We start from the raw sequence: 22145 nt of genomic DNA on the forward strand, positions 1-22145 counted from the left end.
TTCAGGCCTTGCGCGTGAGCGGCTGCCGGTCGAAGCGCACGCCGGCGAGGCCGGTGCTCATAAGGGCGCGGATGTTGCCGTGGTCATTGCCTTCCGGGTTGGCCAGCACGCTGCGGTAGTGTTCGCCGAAGCAGCGCAGGGTTTCTTCCAGGCTCAGGCCTTCGAGCAGGGCCAGGCCGAGGGTCTTGCAGGAGCCTTCATTCTGTCCGGCGGGGTTTTCCACCGCGCCATTGCTGAAGGCGCTCGGCTGGTAGTCATAGTGTTCGGCGACGAAGGCCAGGGTCTCGGCAAAGGCGAACGCATCGTTATGCAGGCGGACCCTGAAATCGTGCAGGGCGCTCATGCATTGTTGCCTTTATCGCTGGCCTTTCTGAACGCAGCCTGCTGCTCGGCGCTGGCCTCTTGCTGGTATTTGCTTTTCCACTCGCTGTACGGCATGCCGTAGATTTCTGTGCGGGCCTGATCCGGGGTTACCGCAACGCCGATGTCGTCGGCCGCGGCCTTGTACCATTTGGACAGGCAATTACGGCAGAAACCGGTGAGGTTCATCATGTCGATGTTCTGCACATCGGGGCGGCTGCGCAGGTGTTGCAGCAGGCTGCGGAAGGCGGCTGCTTCGAGTTCCAGGCGTTCTTGATCGGTCATGGTGATGTTCTCAGGGGCGGGCAGGGCCTCTGTCGGACGCCGTGGGCGTCCGACAGAATTGCAGGCTAGGGTGGCGAGGATAATAAAAGCCCCGCCGCCTGGCGGCAATGCCTGGGCGGCTGGATGGTCGAACCGTTGCTGGCTTATCCGCCGTTCAGCGGTGGCTGGCCAGGGTGATCGATACCGACTCGGCAAAGCGCAGGGCGTGGGGCTTGTCCACTTCCACTTCGGCGTAGCGCACGGCGCTCTGCTCCATCACCAAGTCGAGGATTTCCTGGGTCAGGCGCTCGAGCAGGGCGAAGCGGTGGCCTTCGACGTGCTGGATGATTGCCTTGGTGATGGTGCGGTAGTTCAGCGCGTGATCGATATCGTTGTCGCGCACCGCCTCGTTGGCCGGGTAGAGGATGGTCAGGTTGATCAGCACATCCTGCTTGTTGTTGATCTCCTCCTCCTTGATCCCGATGAAGGTTCTCAGGCGTAGATCCTTGACCCGAATTCGCGCCATTCCAGGTTCCAGTCGTGGCATTGCTACTTGCTCCGTCCAATCAGTTGCAGGAATTCCTGACGGGTGTTGCTCGACTCGCGGAAGGCGCCGAGCATCACCGAGGTGCTCATGAGCGAGTTCTGCTTCTCGACGCCACGCATCATCATGCACATGTGCTTGGCTTCGATCACCACGGCGACCCCGGCGGCGTTGGTGACCTGTTGCACGGCTTCGGCGATCTGCCGGGTCAGGTTCTCCTGGATTTGCAGGCGCCGTGCGTACATGTCGACGATGCGCGCGACCTTCGACAGCCCCAGCACCCTGCCGGTGGGAATGTAGGCAACATGCGCCTTGCCGATAAAGGGCAGCAGGTGGTGTTCGCACAGGGAATAGAGCTCGACGTCCTTGATGATCACCATTTCGTCATTGTCGGAGGCGAACAGCGCGCCGTTGACCACCTCTTCCAGGCTTTTCTGATAGCCGTTGCACAGGTATTGCATGGCCTTGGCTGCGCGTTTCGGGGTGTCCAGCAGACCTTCGCGTTCAGGGTCTTCACCTACGCCAAGGAGGATCTCGCGGTAGTGATCAGGCAGTTGTCGGTTCATTCGATGCAGTCCTCGAGGCGCGCCTCATTGGAGATGGCGCCCGCCGTTTACGGTAAGGGTGGTGCCGGTGACGTAAGGGTTGTCCAGCAGGTAGCGCAAACTTTGGTAGATCACCTGGGGGCCGGGCTCGAAGCCCAATGCCGATTTCGCCAGGGTTTTTGCCCGGTAGAGCGCATCATCCTCGGGGTTGAACATGATCAGTGCCGGGGCGATCCCGTTGACCTTGATCTGCGGCGCGAGTTTCGCCGCGAACGAGAGCGTGAGGCTGTCCAGGCCGGCTTTGCTGGCGCAGTAAGCGGGGCGCTTGGCGCTACCTTTGCGCGCGACATCATCGCTGATATGAATGATGTCGGCCGGGGAGGAGCGCCGCAGCAGATCCGCACAATGCAGGTTGATCAGATAGGGTGCCAGCATGTGCACGTTGAACAATTGCTGGAATACCGTGGCCTCGTCGCCGGGTGTTTCGACCAGCCAGTCGGAGGCATTGTGGACGATGGCGCGCAGACTGTTGGTGTGGGTTTTCAACTCGGCGATAAAGGCGAGGATCCCGGCCTCACTGGCAAAGTCCGCCTGGATGGCCAGCGCTCCGCGCGCGCACAGGTGCTTGATGCCCTCGCGCTCGCGGCGGTAGGTGGCAATCAGTCGATGACCATCGTCAAGCAGGCGCTCGGCACAGTGCAGGCCGATGCGTTGACTGGCGCCAGTGATCAGAATGGGTGATGCGCTAGCGCTCATGATGGGCTCAGCTGATGGAGTAGTGGGTGCTGCGGCGTTACCTCCGGGCACCTCACCACCGAGTAAGGTGCTTCGCCGACTGAAGCAGTGACAAAGTTATACCAGCTATCAGATTTGTACAACCATGCGACCTGTATGGTTACTGGCGACTTGGCCGCTTTATACCTGTTCTGCTGGGCTGTATTGCTCCTGGGCAGATTTTCAGGGATCGGCAATCTTGGTTTTATCCTGTACAAGATGGTTTTACGTGTACAGATATCTGGGGTGGTTATGAGCCTGTGGCAATTGCGTATTGCACTGCTGTGGCGCCAGGTCGAGCGGGTCGAAGTGGTGGCCGTGCGTTGCAGCGGTTATGCCGTGCAGGTGATTGCGCTGGATGGCGGCGTACAGGCTTTATTGCCGGTCGCAGGTGTCCGCCTCTGGCCTTCGTTGCCTGCGCTCAAGGTGCGTCTGCGCTGCTGTGGTGTGCGACGAATGGTGCTGGTGCAGCGCCACAGTCATGACGAGATCATCGGCCGTCCTGCTCTGCAAGTAGCCGATAGCGGCTTGCTCATGCCGCTATAGGCGTGCGTCGGAGCTGGGGTCCGGGCGCTGGTCGGCGTTGCATTGCCCTTGCTGGCAGCGCTTGCCTGCCGCTGGATGAGGCAGCCAGGCCAGGTGTGGGCGTAACCGGCAGAACAGCCAGTAACCCAGTTCGAACAAGGGCCGTAGCGCCCGCCAGGTCAGGGGTGTCGCCCAGCGGCCAAGGCCCGCCGCGCGCCAGCTCCAGAGCGTGGCATCGAGGCCGGTCAGCCATTGGCCATCGGCGAAGCGGGCGTGCAGCCTGTTGCTCAGCGTGGTGCGATCAATCCCGACGCTGTCGGCCTGGAAGTCTGCGCGGCTGATATCGATCAGCAGCAAGCGATGCTCATCGGCATGCCGGCTCAGCAACTGAATTTCCCGCGCGCACAGCGGGCAGTCGCCATCGTAGTACAGGCTCAGCGGCCAGTGCGGGCGATTGTACATAATGTCGTCCAATGTATAGGTTCTGTATAATGTAGGCGGATGTCAGCTGAGTTACAATGCCGGCAACATTTCTGTGGTGATGCCTCTCCCATGTCCGATCTCGTTGGTGCCTTGTCCCTCGATTCGAGTGCCCTCAAGCAGGAAGAGCTGTTTCCTATCCGTGAGGTGTCGCGGTTGACCGGGGTCAATCCGGTGACCTTGCGGGCCTGGGAGCGACGTTACGGGTTGATCCAGCCGACGCGTACCGACAGCGGGCATCGTCTCTACTCGCAGGCGGACATCGAGTCGGTGCGCAGCATCCTGGCGTGGATCGAGCGCGGCGTGTCGGTGAGCAAGGTCGGCAAGATTCTGGCGAAAAACATCTCGACCCGGTCGGCCAGCACGCCGGTGTATGAAGAGGTGACCTCCGGCGAGTGGGCGGAATGGCAAGCTCAACTGCGCCGCGCGATCAGCGCCTTCGACGACGTCAGGCTCGATCGCTTGTACGGCCAGGTGTTTTCCAGCTATCCGCTGCCGGTGGTGTTCCAGGACATTCTGATGCCGCTCTGGCAGGAATTGCTGCTGCGTCAGGACGAGTTTGGTCAGGCCAGCGAGTGGTTGTTCCTCGATACCTTTCTGCGCGCGCGCACCCTGCAGCGCCTGCAGATCTTCCGCACCCAGGTCGAGGAACGGGTCTTGCTGGCGGCCTTGCCGGGTCACTGTCGTGAGTTGGAATTGCTGGTCACCGGCCTGCTGTTGAGCAGTACGGAGGTTTCGGTCAGCGTGCTGGGCGTGGGCCAGCCGCTGGAAGAGCTGGCTCTGGTCTGCGAACGCATGCAGCCGCAGGCGTTGGTGCTGTTCACCAACCTGCCACCGAGTGATGACTTGCCCCGCGTGCTGGCGCGCCTGGCGCTGGGGCTGGATTGTCCGCTGGTGCTGGCGGGAGATGGCGCCGAACTCGCCGAAGACAGCCTGAGCGGCTCGCCGATCGCCTGCCTGGGCAACGAGGGTCGCCTGATGCAGCGCCGTTTGCAGCAGTTCCTCGCCGGGCATCTGGATACCTGACAACCACTTCAGGTCCCGCATTCCGGCATAGGCTGGCTGGGGCTGTGCCGAAGGTAACCTTTGCCGCCAAAGGTCGCCTATGGGCTCAGCCCGCGCGGCGCGACCTGCGCGGCCCGACCCCTACACGCTTGAGCCGCGCTTCAGCACAAACGGCTGACCTGCCGGTGAGCATGCTGGGCAAGGGGAGGGCCTGCTAGCTCCGGTTGACCTCGGGGTGGAGGGCGCGGTGCTGCTGGAAAATGAACTGCTGCAAGCGCTCGCTGCCGCGTTTGTCGAGCGGGTCGAGTTGATAGGCCAGGAGCCCGTCAGAGGTTTTACGAACCAGGCTGCCTTCAACGGTAATCGGCTTCTGTCCGGCGAGCGGCAGAATCAGTTTGAAGTGCTCGGGCGTGGCACGTTTGCTGCGGAGTTCGATCAGTAGCCCGTTGAGCGACAGTTCGTGTACCCACAGGTCGCTGGGTTTGGCATTGCGCTGTCGCAACGCAACCGGTGGGTCCAGCGGCAGGCGCCAGGCGCGGTTGGAGGGGCCGTCTTCGAAAATCTGCGGAGTGCCAAGCTCAAGATGCTGAACCTGTTGTGCGTCCTCGACCAGGTGCGCGGTAAACGTCAGGCGCTGATTGGCGACGTGTGCCTCAATGGTCAGTTGTTCGTTGGCTGCACAGTAGGCGAGCAACTCTTTGAGCTGAGCGCCAGCATCGACCAGCAAGTCAGGTGCGGGCCTGCGTTTGCTTGACCCAGGCTTGCTATGCAGGTGCTGGATAAAGTCCAGCTCCTCCTGGGTGATTAACGGCTGGTCATGCATGCTCGAACCCTGCTTTAGAGTATTGCCTCCGCTATGACAATATAGCTCGCCATTGGTTGATGCATTTGGTCAGTTTTTCAACTGGGCCAGTTGTGCACGCAAGGTCGCCAGTTCGGCTTCCAGTTCCTTGACCCGTTCCTGGGCTTGCACTTGCTCGGTGACATTCTTCTGGATGCCGATGTAGTAGGTCAGCTGATCAGCTTCGTTGAATACCGGGGTGATCGACAGTTCGTTCCAGAATGGACTGCCGTCCTTGCGGTAGTTGCGAATGATCTGCCGGCAGGGGCGGTGGGCGTTCACCGCCTCGCGAATGGCGGCCAGACCCGGCTGGTTGCGGTCGCTGGCCTGCAGGAAGCGGCAATCCTGATAGAGGATTTCATCGCTGGTATAACCGGTGAGTTCTTCAAAGGCGCGGTTGGCGTAGATGAGGATGTTGTCATCGCCCTCTTGCTCGGCAACCACAATGCCGTCGTTCGAAGCGTCGATCACCAGTTGCAGCAGTTTGGCGTTGATCATGAGGCGATTCCTGGGCTCTGTCTGCTGCATTCTAAAACATCCGGACGCGCTGTCTACTTGCGGCATAATGCCCGCCGTTTCAGACTGTGTTCTGCATGTTTCGGAGTTGTTTATGAAAATCGCCATCCTTTCCGGTTCGGTCTATGGCACCGCCGAGGAAGTCGCCCGGCATGCCGAGCAGCTGTTGAAAAATGCCGGTTTCGACGCCTGGCACAATCCGCGCGCCAGTTTGGCCGATGTCCAGGCGTTTGCCCCCGACGCCTTTCTGGCGGTGACCTCGACCACCGGCATGGGCGAGCTGCCGGATAACCTGCAGCCTCTGTATTTCGCCATTCGCGATCATCTGCCGGCGTGGAGTGGCCTGCCCGGCGGGGTGATTGGCCTGGGTGATTCCAGCTACGGCGACACCTTCTGCGGTGGCGGCGAGCTGGTTCGCGAGTTGTACGCCGAGCTGGGTATTCGCGAGGTGCTGCCGATGTTGCGTCTGGACAGCAGTGAGAGCGTCACGCCGGAAAGCGACGCCGAGCCCTGGCTGGCCGAGTTCATGGCGGCGCTGCAGGCCTGATCCCGTCCGCGCGCATGCGTTGATCGGCGCGGTGCAAAGCTGGCGGGTTGTCGCTGCGCGCCGAAGCCGCCCTACGATGTGAACTTCCCCGGTCGCGCGGCAAGTAGACAAGGCCTGCACGGTCACTAAGCTGGCTGCCAGGGCAACTCACGGCAGCGGCATCCCTCGCTAGACTCCTTGGCACTGATAACAACAAGTGCCGAGGTGTATGCCATGACCGCTGCTCCAGTTCTGCCGACTCCCAACCTCAAGGACCAGGTGTCCGCCGCCGAATGGCAGACCCGCGTCGATCTGGCAGCCTGCTACCGGCTGATTGCCCTGTATGGCTGGGATGACCTGATCTTCACCCACATCTCGGCCAAGGTGCCGGGCACTGACGAGTTCCTGATCAACCCCTACGGCTTGATGTTTCACGAGATCAGCGCCTCCAGCCTGGTGAAGATCGACCTGGCCGGCAACAAGCTGATGGACAGCCCCTTCGAGATCAATCCGGCCGGCTACACCATCCACAGCGCGGTGCACGAGGTGCGCCACGACGTGGCCTGCGTGCTGCACATCCACACGGCCGCCGGGATCGGCGTTTCGGCGCAGAAGCAAGGCCTGCTGCCGCTGTCGCAGCAGTCGCTGTTCGTCCTCTCCAGCCTGGCCTATCACGGCTACGAGGGGGTGGCGCTGAACCACGATGAGAAGGCCCGTCTGCAGGCCGATCTGGGCGACAAGAACTTCATGATCCTGCCCAATCACGGCCTGCTCACCGCCGCCGGCAGCATCGCCGATGCCTTCCTGATGATGTTCATCCTGCAGCGTGCCTGCGAGATTCAGGTGATGGCGCAGAGTGGCGGCAGCGAGTTGATCCAGATCCCGCAGCAGATTCTCGACGGTGCCAAGGCGATGCTCGCCGGGGTGATGAAGAACCCCACGGGCATGGGCGGCGCGCTGCCCTGGCCGGCGCTGCTGCGCAAGCTCGATGCGCAGATGCCGGGTTACGCCGAGTGACGGGGCTGCCAGGCATTGCCCTGGCGGACTGGCGCGACCAGGGTCGGGACTTCAGGTTCCGCGGCCATGCCATGCGCTACTGGACGGCGGGCGCGGCAAGCGCCGAGCCGCTGCTGCTGATCCATGGCTTTCCCACCGCCAGTTGGGATTGGCATTACCTGTGGACGCCGCTGAGCCAGAAATACCGGCTGATCGCCTGCGACATGCTCGGCTTCGGCGATTCGGCCAAGCCGCGCGGGCATGCCTACAGCCTGCTCGAGCAGGCCGACCTGCAGCAGGCGCTGCTGGCGCACCTGGGTATTGAGGAACCGGTGCATGTGCTGGCGCATGACTATGGCGACAGCGTCGCCCAGGAATTGCTTGCAAGGCATCATGAGGGCCGCCTGCAGCTGGCCAGTTGCGTGTTTCTCAATGGCGGCCTGTTCCCCGAGACCCATCACCCGGTGCTGGTGCAGAAACTCCTGCTCAGTCCCATCGGGGCGTTGATCGGTAGGCTGTTCAGCCGGCAGAAACTGGCGGCCAGTTTTGCCAAGGTGTTCGGTCCGCAGACCCAGCCCAGTGCCAGGGAGCTGGATGACTTCTGGAGCCTGATCAGCCACAACGATGGGCCAGGGGTGATGCACCGGCTGATTCGCTACATGCCCGAACGCCGGGTGCAGCGTGAGCGCTGGGTCAAGGCCATGCAGCGTGGCGGGGTGCCGCTGCGACTGATCGACGGCGCGCTCGACCCGATCTCCGGGGCGCACATGCTGGCACGTTACCGCGAACTGATTCCCGCGCCCGACACTGTGTCGCTCGAGAGCATCGGCCATTACCCGCAAACCGAAGCACCGGCCTTGGTCTTGCAGCATTATCTGGCCTTCCGCCAGGCGTTGGAGTCCAGGAATGAACAGGCGACAGCTGGTTAAATTCGCGGCATTGACTGGCGTGGCGGGTATCGGGGCAGGCTACTGGGCCTTGCCGGCCGGCGAAGTGCCAGGGCCGCTCAGCCTGCCAGGTGCGCAGCAGCTGTTGATCGGCCTGCGGGATAAGCCGTTGCTCAGCCTCAAGGGCTGGAGCCCGGCCGAGGTGTTCAACCACTGCGCGCAAAGCATCGAGTATTCCCTCGGCGGATACCCGACAATCAAGCCCGCCTGGTTCCGCCATAGCGTCGGGCCGCTGGCGTTCGGTGCGTTCGCCGCCCGCGGGGCCATGCGTCATCCGCTGGATGAGGCCATTCCTGGCGCGGCGCCGCTGAGCGCGCCGGCCACCCAGGCGCTGGCGCTAGAGCGGTTGCTGCAGGCGTTCGCCGACTTCGCCAGCCATCAGGGCGAGTTGCAGCCGCACTTCGCCTATGGCGCTCTGAGCCATGCCGACTATGCCCAGGCCCATGTGCTGCATCTGTATAACCACCTGAGCCTGATCCGCCTGGCTTAATCATCCCGCAGCCTTATCGAGCACCATTCAGCGGTGGGCGTCTTTATTGTGACCGGTGCACAGCTGCTGGACACTTCAGCCATTGCCAACCTGCCAAGGAGCTCACCGCATGAGCGAAGCCATTAGTTTCCAAGACCAAGTCGTGATCGTCACCGGTGCCGGTGGTGGCCTGGGTCGCGCCCATGCCCTGCTGTTTGCCAAACATGGTGCCAAGGTAGTGGTCAACGATCTCGGTGGTAGCACCCATGGCGAAGGCGCCAACGCCTCGGCCGCCGCCAAGGTGGTGGAGGAGATCCGCGCCGCCGGTGGTACCGCGGTGGCCAACCATGACTCGGTGACCGACGGCGAGAAGATCGTGCAGCACGCCCTGGACGCCTTTGGCCGTATCGATGTGGTGGTCAACAACGCCGGCATCCTGCGCGACAAGACCTTCCACAAGATGGACGACGCCGACTGGGATCTGGTCTACAAGGTCCACGTCGAAGGGGCCTACAAGGTGACCCGCGCCGCCTGGCCGCACATGCGCGAGCAGGGCTATGGGCGCATCATCTTCACCGCCTCCACGTCCGGCATCTACGGCAACTTCGGCCAGTCCAACTACGGCATGGCCAAGCTCGGCCTCTACGGCCTGACCCGCACCCTGGCCATCGAGGGGCGCAAGAACAACATCCTGGTCAACGCCATCGCCCCTACCGGCGGCACGCGCATGACCGAAGGGCTGATCCCGCCGCAGATATTCGAGCAGCTCAAGCCCGAACTGGTCAGCCCGCTGGTGGTTTACCTGGCCAGCCAGGCCTGCGAAGAAACCTCGGGCCTGTTCGAGGTCGGTGGCGGCTGGATCGGCAAGACCCGCTGGGAGCGCAGCCTGGGCGCCGGTTTCGACCCGCGTGTCGGCTTCAGCCCGGAAGACGTGGCCGATCATTGGCAGCAGATCTGCGACTTCGACGGCGCGGCGCACCCGGCCGATAACATCGAGGCCTTGCAGGAGATGATGAAGCACCTGCAGCAATACACCTCCTGATCGCGCCAGTCTGGCGGGGGATTCGGCCAACGGGCTGATTTTCCTGACGCAGCGCTTTAAGGTGAAGGCCGGCTAAATGCCGGCCTTTGCCGTTTCAGGACGCGCCAGCGGCACGGCTCCTGAACCCGCGTGGCCTGCCCGCGAAAGATGCGCAGGGCCAAGCGCATTGCCGGCAGGGGACCGAGGCGTCGCCCGGCGCCTGGGGTTTGTCTTGATGACGGAGATTTGTTCATGAGCGTTATCGTTGAGAACAACGGCCCGGTCACCACTCTGATCATCGACCGTGTGCCGGTACGCAACGCCGTCGACCGGCCGACCGCCGAGGCCCTGGCTGCCGCCTTGCGCGCGTTCGAGGCGGACCCGCAGGCGCGGGTCGCCGTGCTCGCCGGTGCCGGCGGGACCTTCTGCGCCGGTGCCGACCTGGGCGCGGTGGCCGCAGGCGGTGAACGGGCCAATCGCCTGGAACCTGAGGGCGACGGCCCCATGGGGCCGAGCCGCATGCAACTGAGTAAACCGCTGATCGCCGCCATCGAGGGCCATGCGGTGGCCGGCGGCCTGGAGCTGGCGCTGCTCGCCGACCTGCGGGTGATGGCCGCTGATGCCGTGCTCGGGGTGTTCTGCCGGCGTTTCGGCGTGCCGCTGATCGACGGCGGCACCGTGCGTCTGCCGCGGATCATCGGTCAGGGTCGCGCGCTGGACCTGATCCTCACCGGCCGTGCGGTATTGGCCGAGGAAGCGCTGGCCATCGGCCTGGTCAATCGGGTGGTGACGGCCGGCACGGCACTGGCCGCCGCCCAGCAGCTGGCCCTGCAGCTCGCCGACTTCCCGCAGCATTGCCTGCTGGCCGACCGGGCCAGCGCCTATGCGCAGTGGAACCTGCCTTTCGATGAAGCCCTTGCCAACGAATTCAGCGGCGGCCTGGCGGTGCTCGAAAGTGGCGAAACCCTGGCCGGCGCGCAGCGTTTCAAGGCGGGGCAGGGGCGTCACGGCGCGTTCTGATGCCTGCGGGTCAAGGGCTTCAGCGTAGCCGTGGACGCGGCCGGGCGGCGCTGCGCTTTGGCCGCGAAGGGCTTACTCAACCCTTGCCGGAAATTCCGTACTTGCGCAGGCGCATGGCGATAGCGCTGTGCGAGGTGTGCAGGCGCGCGGCCAGTTGCCGGCTGGAGGGGTGGCTGAGGTAGAGCTTTTCCAGCAGGGCCTTCTCGAAACCGGCCACGGCGGCTTCCAGGCTGACGACCTCGCCTTCGGGCAGTTGCGGCGCTACGGCGGTGCTGGCGATGTCCAGGTCATCGATCTGCACCAGATTGCTTTCGCAGATGGCGGCGGCGCGGAAGATCACGTTCTGCAGCTGGCGCACGTTGCCCGGCCAGCGGTTGCCGAGCAGTGCCGGGTAGGTGTCCGGGGCCAGGCGGCAGGGCAGGCGTTGAATCTGCTTGCAGGCATGCTGCATGAAATGCCGGGCCAGCAGCAGGATGTCCTGGCCGCGCTCGCGCAGGGGTGGCACTTCCAGGTTGAGCACGTTGAGGCGGTAGAACAGGTCTTCGCGGAAGGCGCCTTCGCCGACCATCTGTTCCAGGTCGCGGTGGGTGGCGCTGAGGATGCGCACGTTGACCTTGACCTCGCGCTCGCCACCGACCCGACGGAAGGTGCCGTCACTGAGGAAGCGCAGCAGCTTGGCCTGCAGGTAGGGTGACATCTCGCCGATTTCATCGAGAAACACCGTGCCCTGGTTGGCCAGCTCCAGCAGCCCCGGCTTGCCGCCGCGCTGTGCCCCGGTAAAGGCCCCGGGGGCATAGCCGAACAGCTCGCTCTCGGCGAGGTTCTCCGGCAGCGCCGCGCAGTTCAGCGCCAGGAAAGGCGCCGTGTTGCGCGCGCTGATGGCGTGGCAGCCACGCGCCACCAGCTCCTTGCCGGTGCCGGTTTCGCCCTGGATCAACAGCGGCGCATCGAGGCTGGCGACGCGCAGGGCGCGGGTCTTCAAGGTGCGGATCGGCTGCGATTCGCCGAGCAGCGAATCGAAGCCCTCGACATGGTCGTGGTGCAGGGCCGCCAGCCGCGCACCGATGCGGCTTGGCTCATACAGGGTGAGCAAGGCGCCAGCGAGCCGGCGCTGCCCGCTGTCGACCGCTTCGCTGATCGGCGTGGCGTCCAGCAGCAGCGCCTGACCATTGAGGGTCACTTCGCGCAGCGGCAGGCGGAACTGCTGCTCCAGCAGGGCATGGGGCAAGGCCGGATCGGCGAACAGTTCACCGAGCGACAGGCCTTCCACGTCACGCTCGCAGAGGGCGATCAGCGCCGGGTTGGCCAGCAGCACGCGGCCGGCGCCATCCACCGCCAGCACCGGGTCGGTCATCGCCGCGAGCAGGGCGTCGAGCTGCAGGTGCCGGCGCTGTCCGGGGAGGATGTCGACGATGGTCACCGCCTGCACGCCACGCACCTTGAACAGCGCTTCGCGCAACTCGTCGAGCACCGCGGGGCTCAGGGTCGGCGCGTCGATATAGACATTGGGCGGGACCATCTCCACCGCATCCAGATTGAGATTGCGCCCACCGAGCAGCGCCAGGACTTCCTGGGTGATACCAACGCGGTCGATGAAGCTGACGTGGATGCGCATACGGGCGAGGAACCGACTCGATTACAAGGGCAGCAGTATGCCCGGTCTGAATGGCTTAGTTAACCGAGCGCAGGTTTTCACCCTTGCGCGTGGCAGCAGAGCCCCAGGCGCGGTGCTGGAGCAATCGTTAACCTGAGCGTCATAACCCGGCCGCAGTAGGCGAGAGTTTTTTCACCCGCTTCCGCCTTTGAAGGCTCATCCCGGCGAGGGTTAGCGGCTCAGCCGCAATTGATCCGCTGGATCGCTTCGGCCTCGTCGATCTCGATATTCAGGCGCTGCGAGTTGTACTCCAGGGTCACCGCATCGCCGGGGGCGAGTACACGAACGCTGCGTGCGCCGGCGTGTTGGCGCGCCTGTTCAACCTGTTCGGCGGTTGCGGTCTTGCCCAGCATGCCTTGCACCAAGTCGGCGTTACAGGCGCCGTTGGGGTTGGCGGGTGGTGCCGGTGCCTTGCTGCCGTCTACCGAGCTGCAACCGGCCAGCATGGCGAGCAGGGCCAGGGTGCAGGGAAGTCGTTTGCGATACATGCTGTGGTCCTTGGGTCGGGCGCCAGGCGGCGCACTGAATGGATAGCGGTTGATCCGCATGCCCATAGGGGGCCTGTGTTCCTCTGCCCAGGGATCAGGGCGGCTTATGGGTGTTTGCGATAGGTCAGCAGCACGATACCGCCGATGACTATCACTCCGCCAACCATCTGGGTCTGGCTCAGCACTTGGCCGAGGATCACCCAGCCCAGCAGCAGGGTCGCCACCGGCTCGATATTCATCACCGGGGCGTTGCGCATCATGTCCAGTCGCGGCATGCAGACGAACAACAGGGTAAACCCCACACCGTAGAGCAGTGCCAGCACGCCCAGAGCGATCCAGCCGGTCTGCGCCGCCGGCGGCGTCACACCGCCCGGCAGCAGGTCGCTGGCGCCGGCCACTAGCGCACTGCTGAAGACGATCAGCATAGTCAACATGCTGCGCAGCGAGCCGCGCAACGCCGACAGCTTGTGCTCGGTGAGCCACAGCGCACTGGCGAAGGCGCAGGCGGCGCAGAAGGCCAGGCCGATGCCCAGCAGCCACTCGGCGCTGACCCCTTCACGGGCACTCAGGCGCGTCGGCACGTCGAGGGCGAACAGCAGGCCGAACAGGATCAGGCCCATCAGCCAGGCCGTGCGCCGGGTCGGTGGCGGGCCGCCGAGCGCCCAGCCGAGCAGGGCCAGGATAATCGGAAAGGTATTGGCCGCGAGCAGGGCCAGGGCCACCGGAATCCGCGCCACCGCCGAATACAGGCAGAGACTCTGGGTGGCGATCAACAGGCCCATCAGCAGTTGCCAGCGCCAGGCTCCGGCTGGCAGGCGCAGCGGTTGTCGTTGCCAGGCGACGAGGGCGCTGAGCACCACCAGGGTCACCCCGGAACGGCAGAGAATCGCCAGCAGCACGCCAGCACCATCGTCGAAGGCGATGCGCGCGGCGATATGGTTGCCGGCAAAGGTACAGGCGAGCAAGGCCAGTAGCAGTACGGCGAGGTGGCGGGGAAACGGCGTAGTGGGGGACATGAACGCGCGGGCACTTCCGGGGCAGATTCGCCGCGAAACTCCGCGGCCTGGACAGGGTACAGCAGCCGCCGAGCAGCCGGTCGGTGTTGTTGCCGGGGTCTTTGCTCCAGTGCGCTAGCGCCACCCCAGAACCATTATCGACGACATGGAGCGACGGATGGTGGCGTGCGGGATGCGCAGCGTCAATGGCGCTCATCTAGGCTTCAGCCTGTCCATCACCGCTTGGTTCGGGGGAGCCGATATCCCAGGAGACACGCACATGCACAGGATGACTCGCACACTCGCCCTGCCGGCGGCCCTGTTGGTCTTGGCCTGCAGTTTCGCCAGTCAGGCCGAGCAAGCCGACATGACCTTCTTCGTCACCAGCGAGGGATCGGGCCAGGGCGCCAATTTCGGCGGCCTGGCGGGTGCCGACGCGCACTGCCTGAAACTGGCCGGGCTCGCCGGGGCCGGCCAGCACACCTGGCACGCCTACCTCAGCACCAGCGCCAGCGACGGAGCGGCGGCGGTCAACGCACGTGATCGCATCGGCAAGGGACCCTGGCAAAACGCCGAGGGGGTGGTCATCGCCAAGGATGTCGCGCAACTGCATGGTGACAACCATCTGGCCAAGGACACCGCCCTGGACGAGCACGGCGCGATGATCAAGGGCCGTGGTGACACGCCGAACAGGCACGACATCCTCACCGGCTCCCAGGCCGATGGCACGGCGTTCGCCGCCGACCAGGACCACACCTGCGGCAACTGGACCAGCAGCAGTGAGGGCTCTGCCCAGGTCGGCCACCATGACCGCATGGGCTTGCGCGACGATGCGCCGTCGCGCTCATGGAATTCCTCGCACCCAACGCGGGGCTGTAGCGACGAAGGTCTGAGGAGTACCGGCGGAGCGGGGCTGCTGTACTGCTTTGCCGTGGACTGAGGCGGATGCCTGCGGGCCGGCACCAGGGCGCTGGCCGTCCTGGCTGGGGCGGGCCGCGCATTCTAGAGCCGCCGTGGCTGTGCTGCGCTCGAATCGCCCCGGGCCCTGCGCTCAAGCGGACCCGCCGCGCTGCTATTCGAGTCAGGCGGCGATGCTGGCCATTCGGATTTAGCGCGCTGAGCGACTGCTACGCGCACCGGACCAGGCGCTGATTTCAGAGCCAGCTCATGGCCACTGGCAGCAGGACCGCCGTGAGCACACCGAGCAGACTCATCGCCAAGGCCGCAAACGCACCGGATTCCTCGCCTTCCTCCAGTGCCCGAGCCGTACCAATGGCGTGAGCGTTGATCCCATAGCTCAGCCCGCGGGCAGCCGGGTGGTCGACCCTGGCCCAGCGCAACAGCAGCGGTCCCAGAGCCGTGCCGATCACGCCCGTGAGCATCACCAATACCGCGGCCAGGGGCACGATGCCGTGCAGTTGTTCGGTCACCAGCATGGCGATGGGCATGGTCACCGACTTGGTCGACAGGGTCATCAGCACCGGCACGCGCGCGCCGAGGCCATGGGCGATCAGCAAGGTCAGCAGCACTGTTAGCGCCCCGCCAAGCAGGACCGTCAGCAGGATCGGCAAGAGCAGCAGGCGAATGCGTTGCAGGTTGTGGTACAGCGGCACCGCCAAGGCCACAGTCGCCGGGCCGAGCAGCAAGGCGATGGGCGCGGCGCCCTGGCGGTAGGTGGCGTAATCCAGGCCTGTGGCGAACAACGCCGCCACCACCAGCAACATGGCGATCATCACCGGTTGCAGCAGCAACCAGCCGCTGCGCCGATACAGCCAGAGCGCGAACTGGAAGGCCACCAGGGTCAAACCCAAGGCAAACAACGGATGGCTGACCAGGGCGCGCCACCCCATCTGTAGTTCCAGCAGACTGATCAAGGTTCTGCCGCCTTGCGCTCAATGCGCCGGGTCAGGTGCTGCATCAGCCAGCCGCAAAAGGGAATGCTCACCAGCAACGACAGCACCAGGGCCGCAGCGATCGCCAGGGCGTCTTCGCGCCAGGCATCGCCCGCCAGCATGATGCCGGCGGCCGGAACCACCAGCAGCAGCGGCAGGTAGTTGAGCAAGCCACTGGCCGCCTGGTTCAGCGGTTCATCCACCGTGCCGCGCACGAGCAAGTAGCCGAACAACAGCAGCATGCCGATCACGGCACCCGGCAGCATGGGCAGGCACAAGGCGCTCAGCAGGTTGCCGGCCAACTGCAACGCCAGCAGCCAGGTCAGTCCTTTAAGCATCAAAGGGCCTCACCCGCACTGCGACGACGGAACAGCGGCCGCGGCTCGATGGCCGAGCGGCCGTAGAGCACGCTCATGCCCGCCAGGCCCTTGAGCGCGTCCTCGGCGGACCTGTCCTCGCGCACGGCAAAGGCATCGAAACCGCACTGGCGCATATGGCTGAGCTGGTCGCGCAGCACATCGCCGACCGCGCGTAGCTCGCCGCTCCAGCCCAGGCGCGTGCGCAGCAGGTAGGCCTGGCTGTAACCACGGCCATCACGAAAGCTGGGGAATTCGATGGCGATCAGCGGCAGGATGGGTAGGAAGGCGTGAATCGCTTCGACCTCATCCTCCGGGGCCAGGCAGATGCCGTCCAGGCTGAAGCGCTCGCCCGTGAGCGTTGCCTCATCCTGGCGCTGCAGCCAGGCCGCCAACGGCAGGATCAAGGGGCCGGCGGGGCGGGGCTGGGTCGGCTCGCGCAACCACTGCCAGGGATCATCATTCACCAGGCCGGCCTGGCCAGCGCTCAGACGAATCAGGTTGTTCATGCCGGCACCTGCGCCTGGCGATACACCTGCTGCTTGAACGGTTCGAGGCCGATGCGCTGCACGGTATCGACGAAGCGTTCGTCGGCCTCGCGGTAGTCGCGGTAGGTCTTGACCAGGCCGTCGATCACCTCGGGGATTTGCGCCGCACTGAACGCCGGGCCGATTACCTTGCCCAGGGCGCTGGCCTTGCCCTGGGAGCCGCCGATGGTCACCTGGTACCACTCGCTGCCGTTCTTATCCACGCCGAGGATGCCGATATTGCCGATATGGTGGTGGCCGCAGGCATTCATGCAGCCGGAGATGTTCAGGCTGAGTTCGCCCAGATCGTGCAGGGCGTCGAGGTCGGCGAAGCGCTGCTGGATCGACTGGGCAATCGGGATCGACTTGGCATTGGCCAGGGCGCAGTAGTCGCCGCCGGGGCAGGCGATGATGTCGGTCAGCAGGCCGATATTGGCGGTGCCCAGACCATGGCTCAGGGCGTGCCGGTAGAGGGCATGCAGATCGGCTTTGCGCACATCCGGCAGCACCACATTCTGTTCGTGGGCGATGCGGATTTCGCCGAAGCCATAGTCGTCAGCCAGGTCGGCGATGGCGTGCATCTGCGTCGAGGTCACGTCCCCGGGTGGCGAACTGGCCCCGGGCTTGCTCGACAGCACCACCGAGGCATAGCCCGCCACCTTGTGCGGGCGCACGTTGCGCGACGCCCAGCGGGCGAAGGCGGCGTCGCGCGCCAGGGCGCTGCCGTAGTCGAGGTCGGCCTCATCCAGGCTGGCGTAAGCCGGGGCGTCGAAGGCCGCCGCGACCCGCTGGTACTCCGCCTCGGTCAACTCCGCCGGGCCGTCCTTGATGTGCTGCCACTCGGCCTCGACCTCCCTGGCGAAGGCGTCGATACCCAGGGCCTTGACCAGGATCTTGATCCGCGCCTTGTACTTGTTGTCGCGCCGGCCGTGGCGGTTGTAGACCCGCAACACCGCCTCGACATAGGACAGCAGGTGCTGCCACGGCAGGCCCGCGCGGATCTGCTGGCTGAGGATCGGGGTGCGGCCCAGGCCACCGCCGACCATCACCCGCAGCAACAGTTCGCCGGCCGGGTCGCGATACAGGTACAGGCCGATGTCGTGCATCATCACCGCCGCGCGGTCTTCTTGGGCCGCGCACAGGGCGATCTTGAACTTGCGCGGCAGGTAGAGAAATTCCGGGTTGACCGTCGACCACTGACGGAGGATTTCCGCCAACGGCCGCGGGTCGAGCAGCTCGTCCGCGGCGACCCCGGCGAAGGCCTCGGTGGTGATGTTGCGCACGCAGTTGCCGGAGGTCTGGATGGCGTGCATCTCGACCTCGGCCAGGCGATCGAGGATGTCGCCGACCTGCTCCAGTTCGATCCAGTTGAACTGGATGTTCTGCCGGGTGGTGAAGTGGCCATAATCGCGGTCGTAGTCCTTGGCGATTCCCGCCAGGGTGCGCAACTGTCGCGCCGACAGGGTGCCGTAGGGAATCGCCACGCGCAGCATGTAGGCATGCTTTTGCAGATACAGGCCGTTCTGCAGGCGCAACGGCAGAAACTCCTCCTCGCTCAACTCGCCGCTGAGGCGCCGCGCGATCTGGTCGCGAAACTGCGCCACGCGCTCGCGCACCAGGGCGCGGTCGTAGTCGTCGTATTGGTACATGGGCCACCTCGTCAGAACTGATCGCCGGCCGCGCGCTGCCTGCAGCGGGCCGACCCTGTGCCTGCAACTATGGCGGCCAGGCGCGCGGCAAAACAGCCTCAGGTAAACCTGAAAAAACCGGATCAGATAGGCCGAAAAGGCGTAATCACGCGACTTCAGCAGGATGTTTGCCAGAGGGAGCAGGGCTGGCAGCTGCGACAATCTGTCCAGCTGATCCGCTTTTTATTGGAAAATCTGAGTCTGTTATCGATACATGCCGAGGCCGATGATGCGTTGCACCTGATTGCAGCCAGACGAGGCTCAGCCCATGAGCGAACGCATCCCCGCCACGGTCATCGACACGATCGACCCGCGCCGCCCCATCCAGTTGACCCCGGCCAAAGCCGGCGGGCCTATCCATACCCGCAGCTTCACCGGTCTGTTTCGCAATCTGCGGTTGTTCGGCGCGGGATCGCTGATGCTGCTGTTCTTCGGCACCGCCTGGTTGAACTGGGGCGAGCGCCAGGCGGTGTTGTGGGACCTGGGCAACGGCCAGTTCCATATCTTCGGCGCGACCTTCTGGCCGCAGGATTTCGTCCTGCTCTCGGCACTGCTGATCATTGCCGCCTTCGGCCTGTTCTTTATCACCGTATTCGCCGGCCGGGTCTGGTGCGGCTACACCTGCCCGCAAAGCGTGTGGACCTGGGTCTTCATGTGGGTGGAAAAGCTGACCGAAGGCGAGCGCAACCAGCGGATCAAACTGGACGCCGCGCCCTGGTCGGCGGGCAAGCTGCTACGCCGCAGCGCCAAGCACGGCCTGTGGCTGGCAGTCAGCCTGGTCACCGCGTTGGCCTTCGTCGGCTACTTCACCCCGGTGCGCGAACTGGTGGCTGATCTGCTCACCTTCAACCTGGGTGCCACCACCGCCTTCTGGCTGTTGTTCTTCACCGCCGCCACCTACCTGAATGCTGGCTGGCTGCGCGAGCAGGTGTGCCTGCATATGTGTCCCTACTCGCGCTTCCAGAGCGCGATGTTCGACGACAACACCCTGATCGTCTCCTACGACGCGGCTCGCGGCGAGAGCCGCGGCCCGCGCAAGAAGGACAGCGTGCCGCAGCTCGAAGGCTTGGGCGACTGCATCGATTGCACGATCTGCGTGCAGGTGTGCCCGACCGGCATCGACATCCGCGATGGCTTGCAACTGGACTGCATCAGCTGCGGGGCCTGCATCGACGCCTGCGACACGGTGATGGACAAGATGGGCTATGCCGCGGGGCTGATCCGCTACACCTCCGAGCGCGCCCTGGCCGGGGGCAAGACCCAGCTGTTGCGGCCACGCCTGATCGGTTACGCGGCCATGCTGCTGGTGATGATCGCCGCTTTCGTCTGGGCCCTAGACCAGCGCGCCCTGGTGTCGCTGGACGTGACCAAGGACCGCGGCCTGTTCCGGGAAAACCAGCAGGGCCAGATCGAGAACATCTACCGCCTCAAGGTCATCAACAAGACCCAGCAGGCCCGCCACTACATCATCTCCCTGGCCGACAGCCAGGGCTTCGAACTGCAGGGCCAACGCCAGCTGAATCTGGCCCCCGGCGAGATTGTCGATGTGCCGGTCAGCGTCGTCATGGCCGCCGAGCGCGCTGCCAGCGTGTCGCAGCCGCTGTATTTCGCGGTTACCGATAGCGCCGAGCCGACGCAGCGGGTCACCGCCAAGAGTGCCTTCGTCGCGCCGCTCAATCGCTAGCTATCTCCGGGAATCGCATGAACAGTCGCCAGGCCGTAGAGTATGCCGTTCCATTTACCGAGCGACTGGGCCAGGACAGGATGAAGCGCTACGAGAAGTTCGCCGCCGAAATCGCCGAGCTGGTGCGCAGCGGCGTATTGGCCCCCGGGGAGAAAGTGCCCTCGGTGCGCCACGCCAGCCGCACCTACGGGATCAGCCCGTCCACGGTATTCCAGGCCTACTACCTGCTGGAAAGCCGCGGCCTGATCGTCGCCCGGGCGCGCTCCGGCTACTTCGTCCGCGAACATGCGCAGCGCAGCCTGCCCGAGCCGGACATCGGCGCGACCCAGGCGCACACCACCGACGTGGATGTCAGCGAGCTGGTGTTCTCGGTGCTCGGCTCGCTGAAGGACCCGAACACCGTGGCCTTCGGCTCGGCCTTTCCCAGCCCCGACCTGTTCCCCCTGCAGCGTCTGGCCCGCTCCATGGCGCAAAGTGTGCGCGACATGCCGGCCCACGCGGTGATCGCCGACATGACCGAAGGCAATCCCAATCTGCGCCGGCAGATCGCCCTGCGTTATATGGTCAGTGGCGTGATGCTGCCGCTGGAGGAACTGGTGATCACCACCGGCGCCATGGAAGCGCTGAACCTGTGCCTGCAATGCGTGACCCAGCCCGGCGACCTGGTGGCCATCGAGTCACCGGCCTTCTACGCCACCCTGCAGGTACTGGAACGGCTCAAGCTCAAGGCGGTGGAAATCCCCGTGCACCCGCGCGAAGGCATCGACCTGGACAGCCTGGCCCGCAGCCTGGAACAGCTGCCGATCAAGGCCTGCTGGTTCATGAGCAGCCTGCAGAACCCGCTGGGGGCGAGCATGAACGAGGCGAAGAAGCGCGGCCTCTATGAACTGCTGCAGCGTCATCAGGTGCCGCTGATCGAAGACGACGTCTACGCCGAGCTGTACTTCGGCACGCAGCCGCCCAAGCCGGTGAAGAGCTTCGACCGCGACGGCCTGGTGATGCACTGCGGCTCGTTCTCCAAGTGCCTGGCCCCGGGCTACCGGGTCGGCTGGGTGGCGGGCGGGCGCTATGCCGAGCAGATCAGCCGGCTCAAGCTGATGACCACCATCTCGCCCTCGGTGCCGGCCCAGGCCGCGCTGGCCGACTATCTGCAGCACGGCGGCTACGACCGCCACCTGCGCAAGCTGCGCCATGCCCTGGAAACCCAGCAGGCCTCGATGCTCGCCTCCGCCGCCCGACATTTCCCGGCCAGCACCCGGGTGACTAGGCCCAGCGGCGGCTATTTTCTCTGGTTCGAGTTTCCCGAGCAGGTCGACTCGCTGCAACTGTTCCAGCTCGCCCTGGCCCAGGGCATCAGCCTGGCCCCCGGGCCGATCTTCTCGGCCACCCGGCGCTTCGGCAACTGCGCACGGCTGAATTACGGCCATCCCTGGAGCGCCCAGAGCGAACAGGCGATGGCCGTGCTTGGGCGAATCATCGAGTCTTTCTGAGCCGCGACAACAGTCAGTTTTCGCTCTGCGGCAATAACGCGGTGTCCTTCGCTGTAACAGGGAGGCAGACACTTGGCGGGGAGACCGAGAGGGATGACAGGGGCTATTCAGGTGCAAGAAAACCGGCTCGAGGGCCGGTTTTTAGAGGCGGTCACTGTTGATGACGGGAATCGAGCCCTGTTCAAGCCTTGGTAATCGATGATCTACGTTGGCCAAAGCTGGCTGTTTGGTGGTGTCAGCTTTCTTGGTCAGTTCAGGTCTTCCCGATTCAGTGATTTCGACACTTTTTCGACACGTCCGGTATTGCGATCTACCATCACCGAATCGCTGTATGGCACGTTGATATTTCGGTATGGTGCTACTGATAACGTAAATGTGGAAGCTAAGCGAATACGTATAGCTCGCCATTGCGACCCGTTAAACACCTGATTTTATTGAGAACCCTGTTTTGTTCGTGTGTACGAAGTGCGGGGTTATACGGAATTCTCTACTGTTGGATAGCATGGAATTCTATCTAATCACTGTTGGGCACCAAAGC

The 22145-nt window shown here is 64.4% G+C and carries 26 protein-coding genes; 11 read left to right on the forward strand and 15 right to left on the reverse strand.

Annotated features, from left to right (window positions below):
- Position 1 precedes the first annotated feature (1 nt).
- The 5 genes from PH586_RS03510 to folM all read right to left on the reverse strand — a co-directional run bounded on the left by PH586_RS03510 (position 2) and on the right by folM (position 2469).
- The gene (locus tag PH586_RS03510) at positions 2–343 is read right to left on the reverse strand and encodes a HopJ type III effector protein (protein WP_271346364.1); all 342 of its coding nucleotides are present in this window, start codon (positions 341–343) and stop codon (positions 2–4) included.
- Positions 340–645 (reverse strand): DUF1244 domain-containing protein, encoded by a 306-nt coding sequence (locus PH586_RS03515; RefSeq protein WP_271346365.1) that lies wholly within the window; start codon positions 643–645, stop codon positions 340–342. The genes PH586_RS03510 and PH586_RS03515 overlap by 4 nt, the downstream gene beginning before the upstream one ends.
- Before the next feature lie 154 nt (positions 646–799).
- Positions 800–1171, reverse strand: a complete 372-nt coding sequence (folX, locus tag PH586_RS03520; RefSeq protein WP_271346366.1) for a dihydroneopterin triphosphate 2'-epimerase — start codon at positions 1169–1171, stop codon at positions 800–802.
- Between the two features lie 2 nt (positions 1172–1173).
- A complete protein-coding gene (gene folE, locus PH586_RS03525; RefSeq protein ID WP_271346367.1) occupies positions 1174–1734 on the reverse strand; it encodes a GTP cyclohydrolase I FolE in 561 nt (186 codons plus the stop codon).
- 24 nt (positions 1735–1758) lie between these two features.
- Positions 1759–2469 (reverse strand): dihydromonapterin reductase, encoded by a 711-nt coding sequence (gene folM, locus PH586_RS03530; protein WP_271346368.1) that lies wholly within the window; start codon positions 2467–2469, stop codon positions 1759–1761.
- Between the two features lie 135 nt (positions 2470–2604).
- On the opposite strand from folM, the gene PH586_RS03535 reads away from it, so the two are divergent.
- The gene (locus PH586_RS03535) at positions 2605–3033 is read left to right on the forward strand and encodes a DUF6482 family protein (RefSeq protein WP_271346369.1); all 429 of its coding nucleotides are present in this window, start codon (positions 2605–2607) and stop codon (positions 3031–3033) included.
- Here the strand turns inward: PH586_RS03535 and PH586_RS03540 are convergent.
- Positions 3028–3474 carry a thiol-disulfide oxidoreductase DCC family protein gene (locus PH586_RS03540; protein ID WP_271346370.1) on the reverse strand — a complete coding sequence of 149 codons (447 nt, stop codon included), beginning with the start codon at positions 3472–3474 and terminating at the stop codon, positions 3028–3030. The two genes, PH586_RS03535 and PH586_RS03540, sit on opposite strands and share 6 nt — an antisense overlap.
- 90 nt (positions 3475–3564) lie before the next feature.
- Here PH586_RS03540 and PH586_RS03545 point away from each other — a divergent pair, with 90 nt between their 5' ends.
- Complete coding sequence (locus tag PH586_RS03545; protein WP_271346371.1) at positions 3565–4518, forward strand: MerR family transcriptional regulator; 954 nt, start codon at positions 3565–3567, stop codon at positions 4516–4518.
- 193 nt (positions 4519–4711) lie between these two features.
- Here the strand turns inward: PH586_RS03545 and PH586_RS03550 are convergent, their stop codons facing one another.
- Positions 4712–5320, reverse strand: coding sequence for a PilZ domain-containing protein (locus tag PH586_RS03550; protein WP_271346372.1), 609 nt, complete (start codon positions 5318–5320; stop codon positions 4712–4714).
- Positions 5321–5389: 69 nt separating this feature from the next.
- Entirely contained in the window at positions 5390–5836 is a 447-nt protein-coding gene (locus PH586_RS03555; protein WP_271346373.1) for a PAS domain-containing protein, read from the reverse strand.
- A 112-nt stretch (positions 5837–5948) separates the two neighbouring features.
- Here PH586_RS03555 and PH586_RS03560 point away from each other — a divergent pair, with 112 nt between their 5' ends.
- The 6 genes from PH586_RS03560 (at position 5949) to PH586_RS03585 (ending at position 10833) form a co-directional block, all read left to right on the forward strand.
- Positions 5949–6401: a flavodoxin gene (locus tag PH586_RS03560; RefSeq protein WP_271346374.1), complete on the forward strand. Its 453-nt coding sequence runs from the start codon at positions 5949–5951 to the stop codon at positions 6399–6401.
- A 213-nt stretch (positions 6402–6614) separates the two neighbouring features.
- Positions 6615–7397, forward strand: a complete 783-nt coding sequence (locus tag PH586_RS03565; protein WP_271346375.1) for a class II aldolase/adducin family protein — start codon at positions 6615–6617, stop codon at positions 7395–7397.
- On the forward strand, positions 7394–8305 hold the full coding sequence (locus PH586_RS03570; protein ID WP_271346376.1) for an alpha/beta fold hydrolase: 912 nt from the start codon (positions 7394–7396) through the stop codon (positions 8303–8305). Before PH586_RS03565 ends, PH586_RS03570 begins: the two co-directional genes overlap by 4 nt.
- On the forward strand, positions 8283–8813 hold the full coding sequence (locus PH586_RS03575) for a DUF1569 domain-containing protein (protein WP_271346377.1): 531 nt from the start codon (positions 8283–8285) through the stop codon (positions 8811–8813). The genes PH586_RS03570 and PH586_RS03575 overlap by 23 nt, the downstream gene beginning before the upstream one ends.
- A gap of 109 nt (positions 8814–8922) precedes the next feature.
- The gene (locus PH586_RS03580; protein WP_271346378.1) at positions 8923–9834 is read left to right on the forward strand and encodes an SDR family oxidoreductase; all 912 of its coding nucleotides are present in this window, start codon (positions 8923–8925) and stop codon (positions 9832–9834) included.
- A gap of 231 nt (positions 9835–10065) precedes the next feature.
- Positions 10066–10833 carry a crotonase/enoyl-CoA hydratase family protein gene (locus PH586_RS03585; protein WP_271346379.1) on the forward strand — a complete coding sequence of 256 codons (768 nt, stop codon included), beginning with the start codon at positions 10066–10068 and terminating at the stop codon, positions 10831–10833.
- 76 nt (positions 10834–10909) lie between these two features.
- On the opposite strand, the gene PH586_RS03590 is transcribed toward PH586_RS03585, so the two are convergent.
- The 3 genes from PH586_RS03590 to PH586_RS03600 all read right to left on the reverse strand — a co-directional run bounded on the left by PH586_RS03590 (position 10910) and on the right by PH586_RS03600 (position 13991).
- Positions 10910–12448 carry a sigma-54-dependent transcriptional regulator gene (locus PH586_RS03590; protein ID WP_271346380.1) on the reverse strand — a complete coding sequence of 513 codons (1539 nt, stop codon included), beginning with the start codon at positions 12446–12448 and terminating at the stop codon, positions 10910–10912.
- Between the two features lie 218 nt (positions 12449–12666).
- Complete coding sequence (locus PH586_RS03595; RefSeq protein WP_271346381.1) at positions 12667–12975, reverse strand: I78 family peptidase inhibitor; 309 nt, start codon at positions 12973–12975, stop codon at positions 12667–12669.
- Positions 12976–13079: 104 nt separating this feature from the next.
- Complete coding sequence (locus tag PH586_RS03600) at positions 13080–13991, reverse strand: EamA family transporter (RefSeq protein ID WP_271346382.1); 912 nt, start codon at positions 13989–13991, stop codon at positions 13080–13082.
- Positions 13992–14250: 259 nt separating this feature from the next.
- Here PH586_RS03600 and PH586_RS03605 point away from each other — a divergent pair, with 259 nt between their 5' ends.
- The gene (locus PH586_RS03605; RefSeq protein ID WP_271346383.1) at positions 14251–14910 is read left to right on the forward strand and encodes a hypothetical protein; all 660 of its coding nucleotides are present in this window, start codon (positions 14251–14253) and stop codon (positions 14908–14910) included.
- A 214-nt stretch (positions 14911–15124) separates the two neighbouring features.
- Here PH586_RS03605 and PH586_RS03610 read toward each other — a convergent pair whose 3' ends face one another.
- The 4 genes from PH586_RS03610 to PH586_RS03625 are packed head-to-tail and all read right to left on the reverse strand — an operon-like array spanning position 15125 to position 18394.
- The gene (locus PH586_RS03610; RefSeq protein ID WP_408636752.1) at positions 15125–15820 is read right to left on the reverse strand and encodes an LrgB family protein; all 696 of its coding nucleotides are present in this window, start codon (positions 15818–15820) and stop codon (positions 15125–15127) included.
- A gap of 20 nt (positions 15821–15840) precedes the next feature.
- Positions 15841–16203, reverse strand: coding sequence for a CidA/LrgA family protein (locus PH586_RS03615; protein WP_271346384.1), 363 nt, complete (start codon positions 16201–16203; stop codon positions 15841–15843).
- Entirely contained in the window at positions 16200–16727 is a 528-nt protein-coding gene (locus PH586_RS03620) for a DUF934 domain-containing protein (protein ID WP_271346385.1), read from the reverse strand. Before PH586_RS03620 ends, PH586_RS03615 begins: the two co-directional genes overlap by 4 nt.
- The gene (locus tag PH586_RS03625; protein WP_271346386.1) at positions 16724–18394 is read right to left on the reverse strand and encodes a nitrite/sulfite reductase; all 1671 of its coding nucleotides are present in this window, start codon (positions 18392–18394) and stop codon (positions 16724–16726) included. Before PH586_RS03625 ends, PH586_RS03620 begins: the two co-directional genes overlap by 4 nt.
- Before the next feature lie 307 nt (positions 18395–18701).
- Here PH586_RS03625 and ccoG point away from each other — a divergent pair, with 307 nt between their 5' ends.
- Together ccoG and mapR are read left to right on the forward strand one after the other, a co-directional pair.
- Entirely contained in the window at positions 18702–20117 is a 1416-nt protein-coding gene (ccoG, locus tag PH586_RS03630) for a cytochrome c oxidase accessory protein CcoG (protein ID WP_271346387.1), read from the forward strand.
- A gap of 80 nt (positions 20118–20197) precedes the next feature.
- Entirely contained in the window at positions 20198–21607 is a 1410-nt protein-coding gene (gene mapR / locus PH586_RS03635) for a GntR family transcriptional regulator MpaR (protein ID WP_271346463.1), read from the forward strand.
- The last annotated feature ends 538 nt before the right edge of the window (positions 21608–22145 follow it).

The organism is Pseudomonas aestuarii (genome assembly GCF_027988105.1).
GTDB classification, from domain to species: domain Bacteria; phylum Pseudomonadota; class Gammaproteobacteria; order Pseudomonadales; family Pseudomonadaceae; genus Aquipseudomonas; species Aquipseudomonas aestuarii.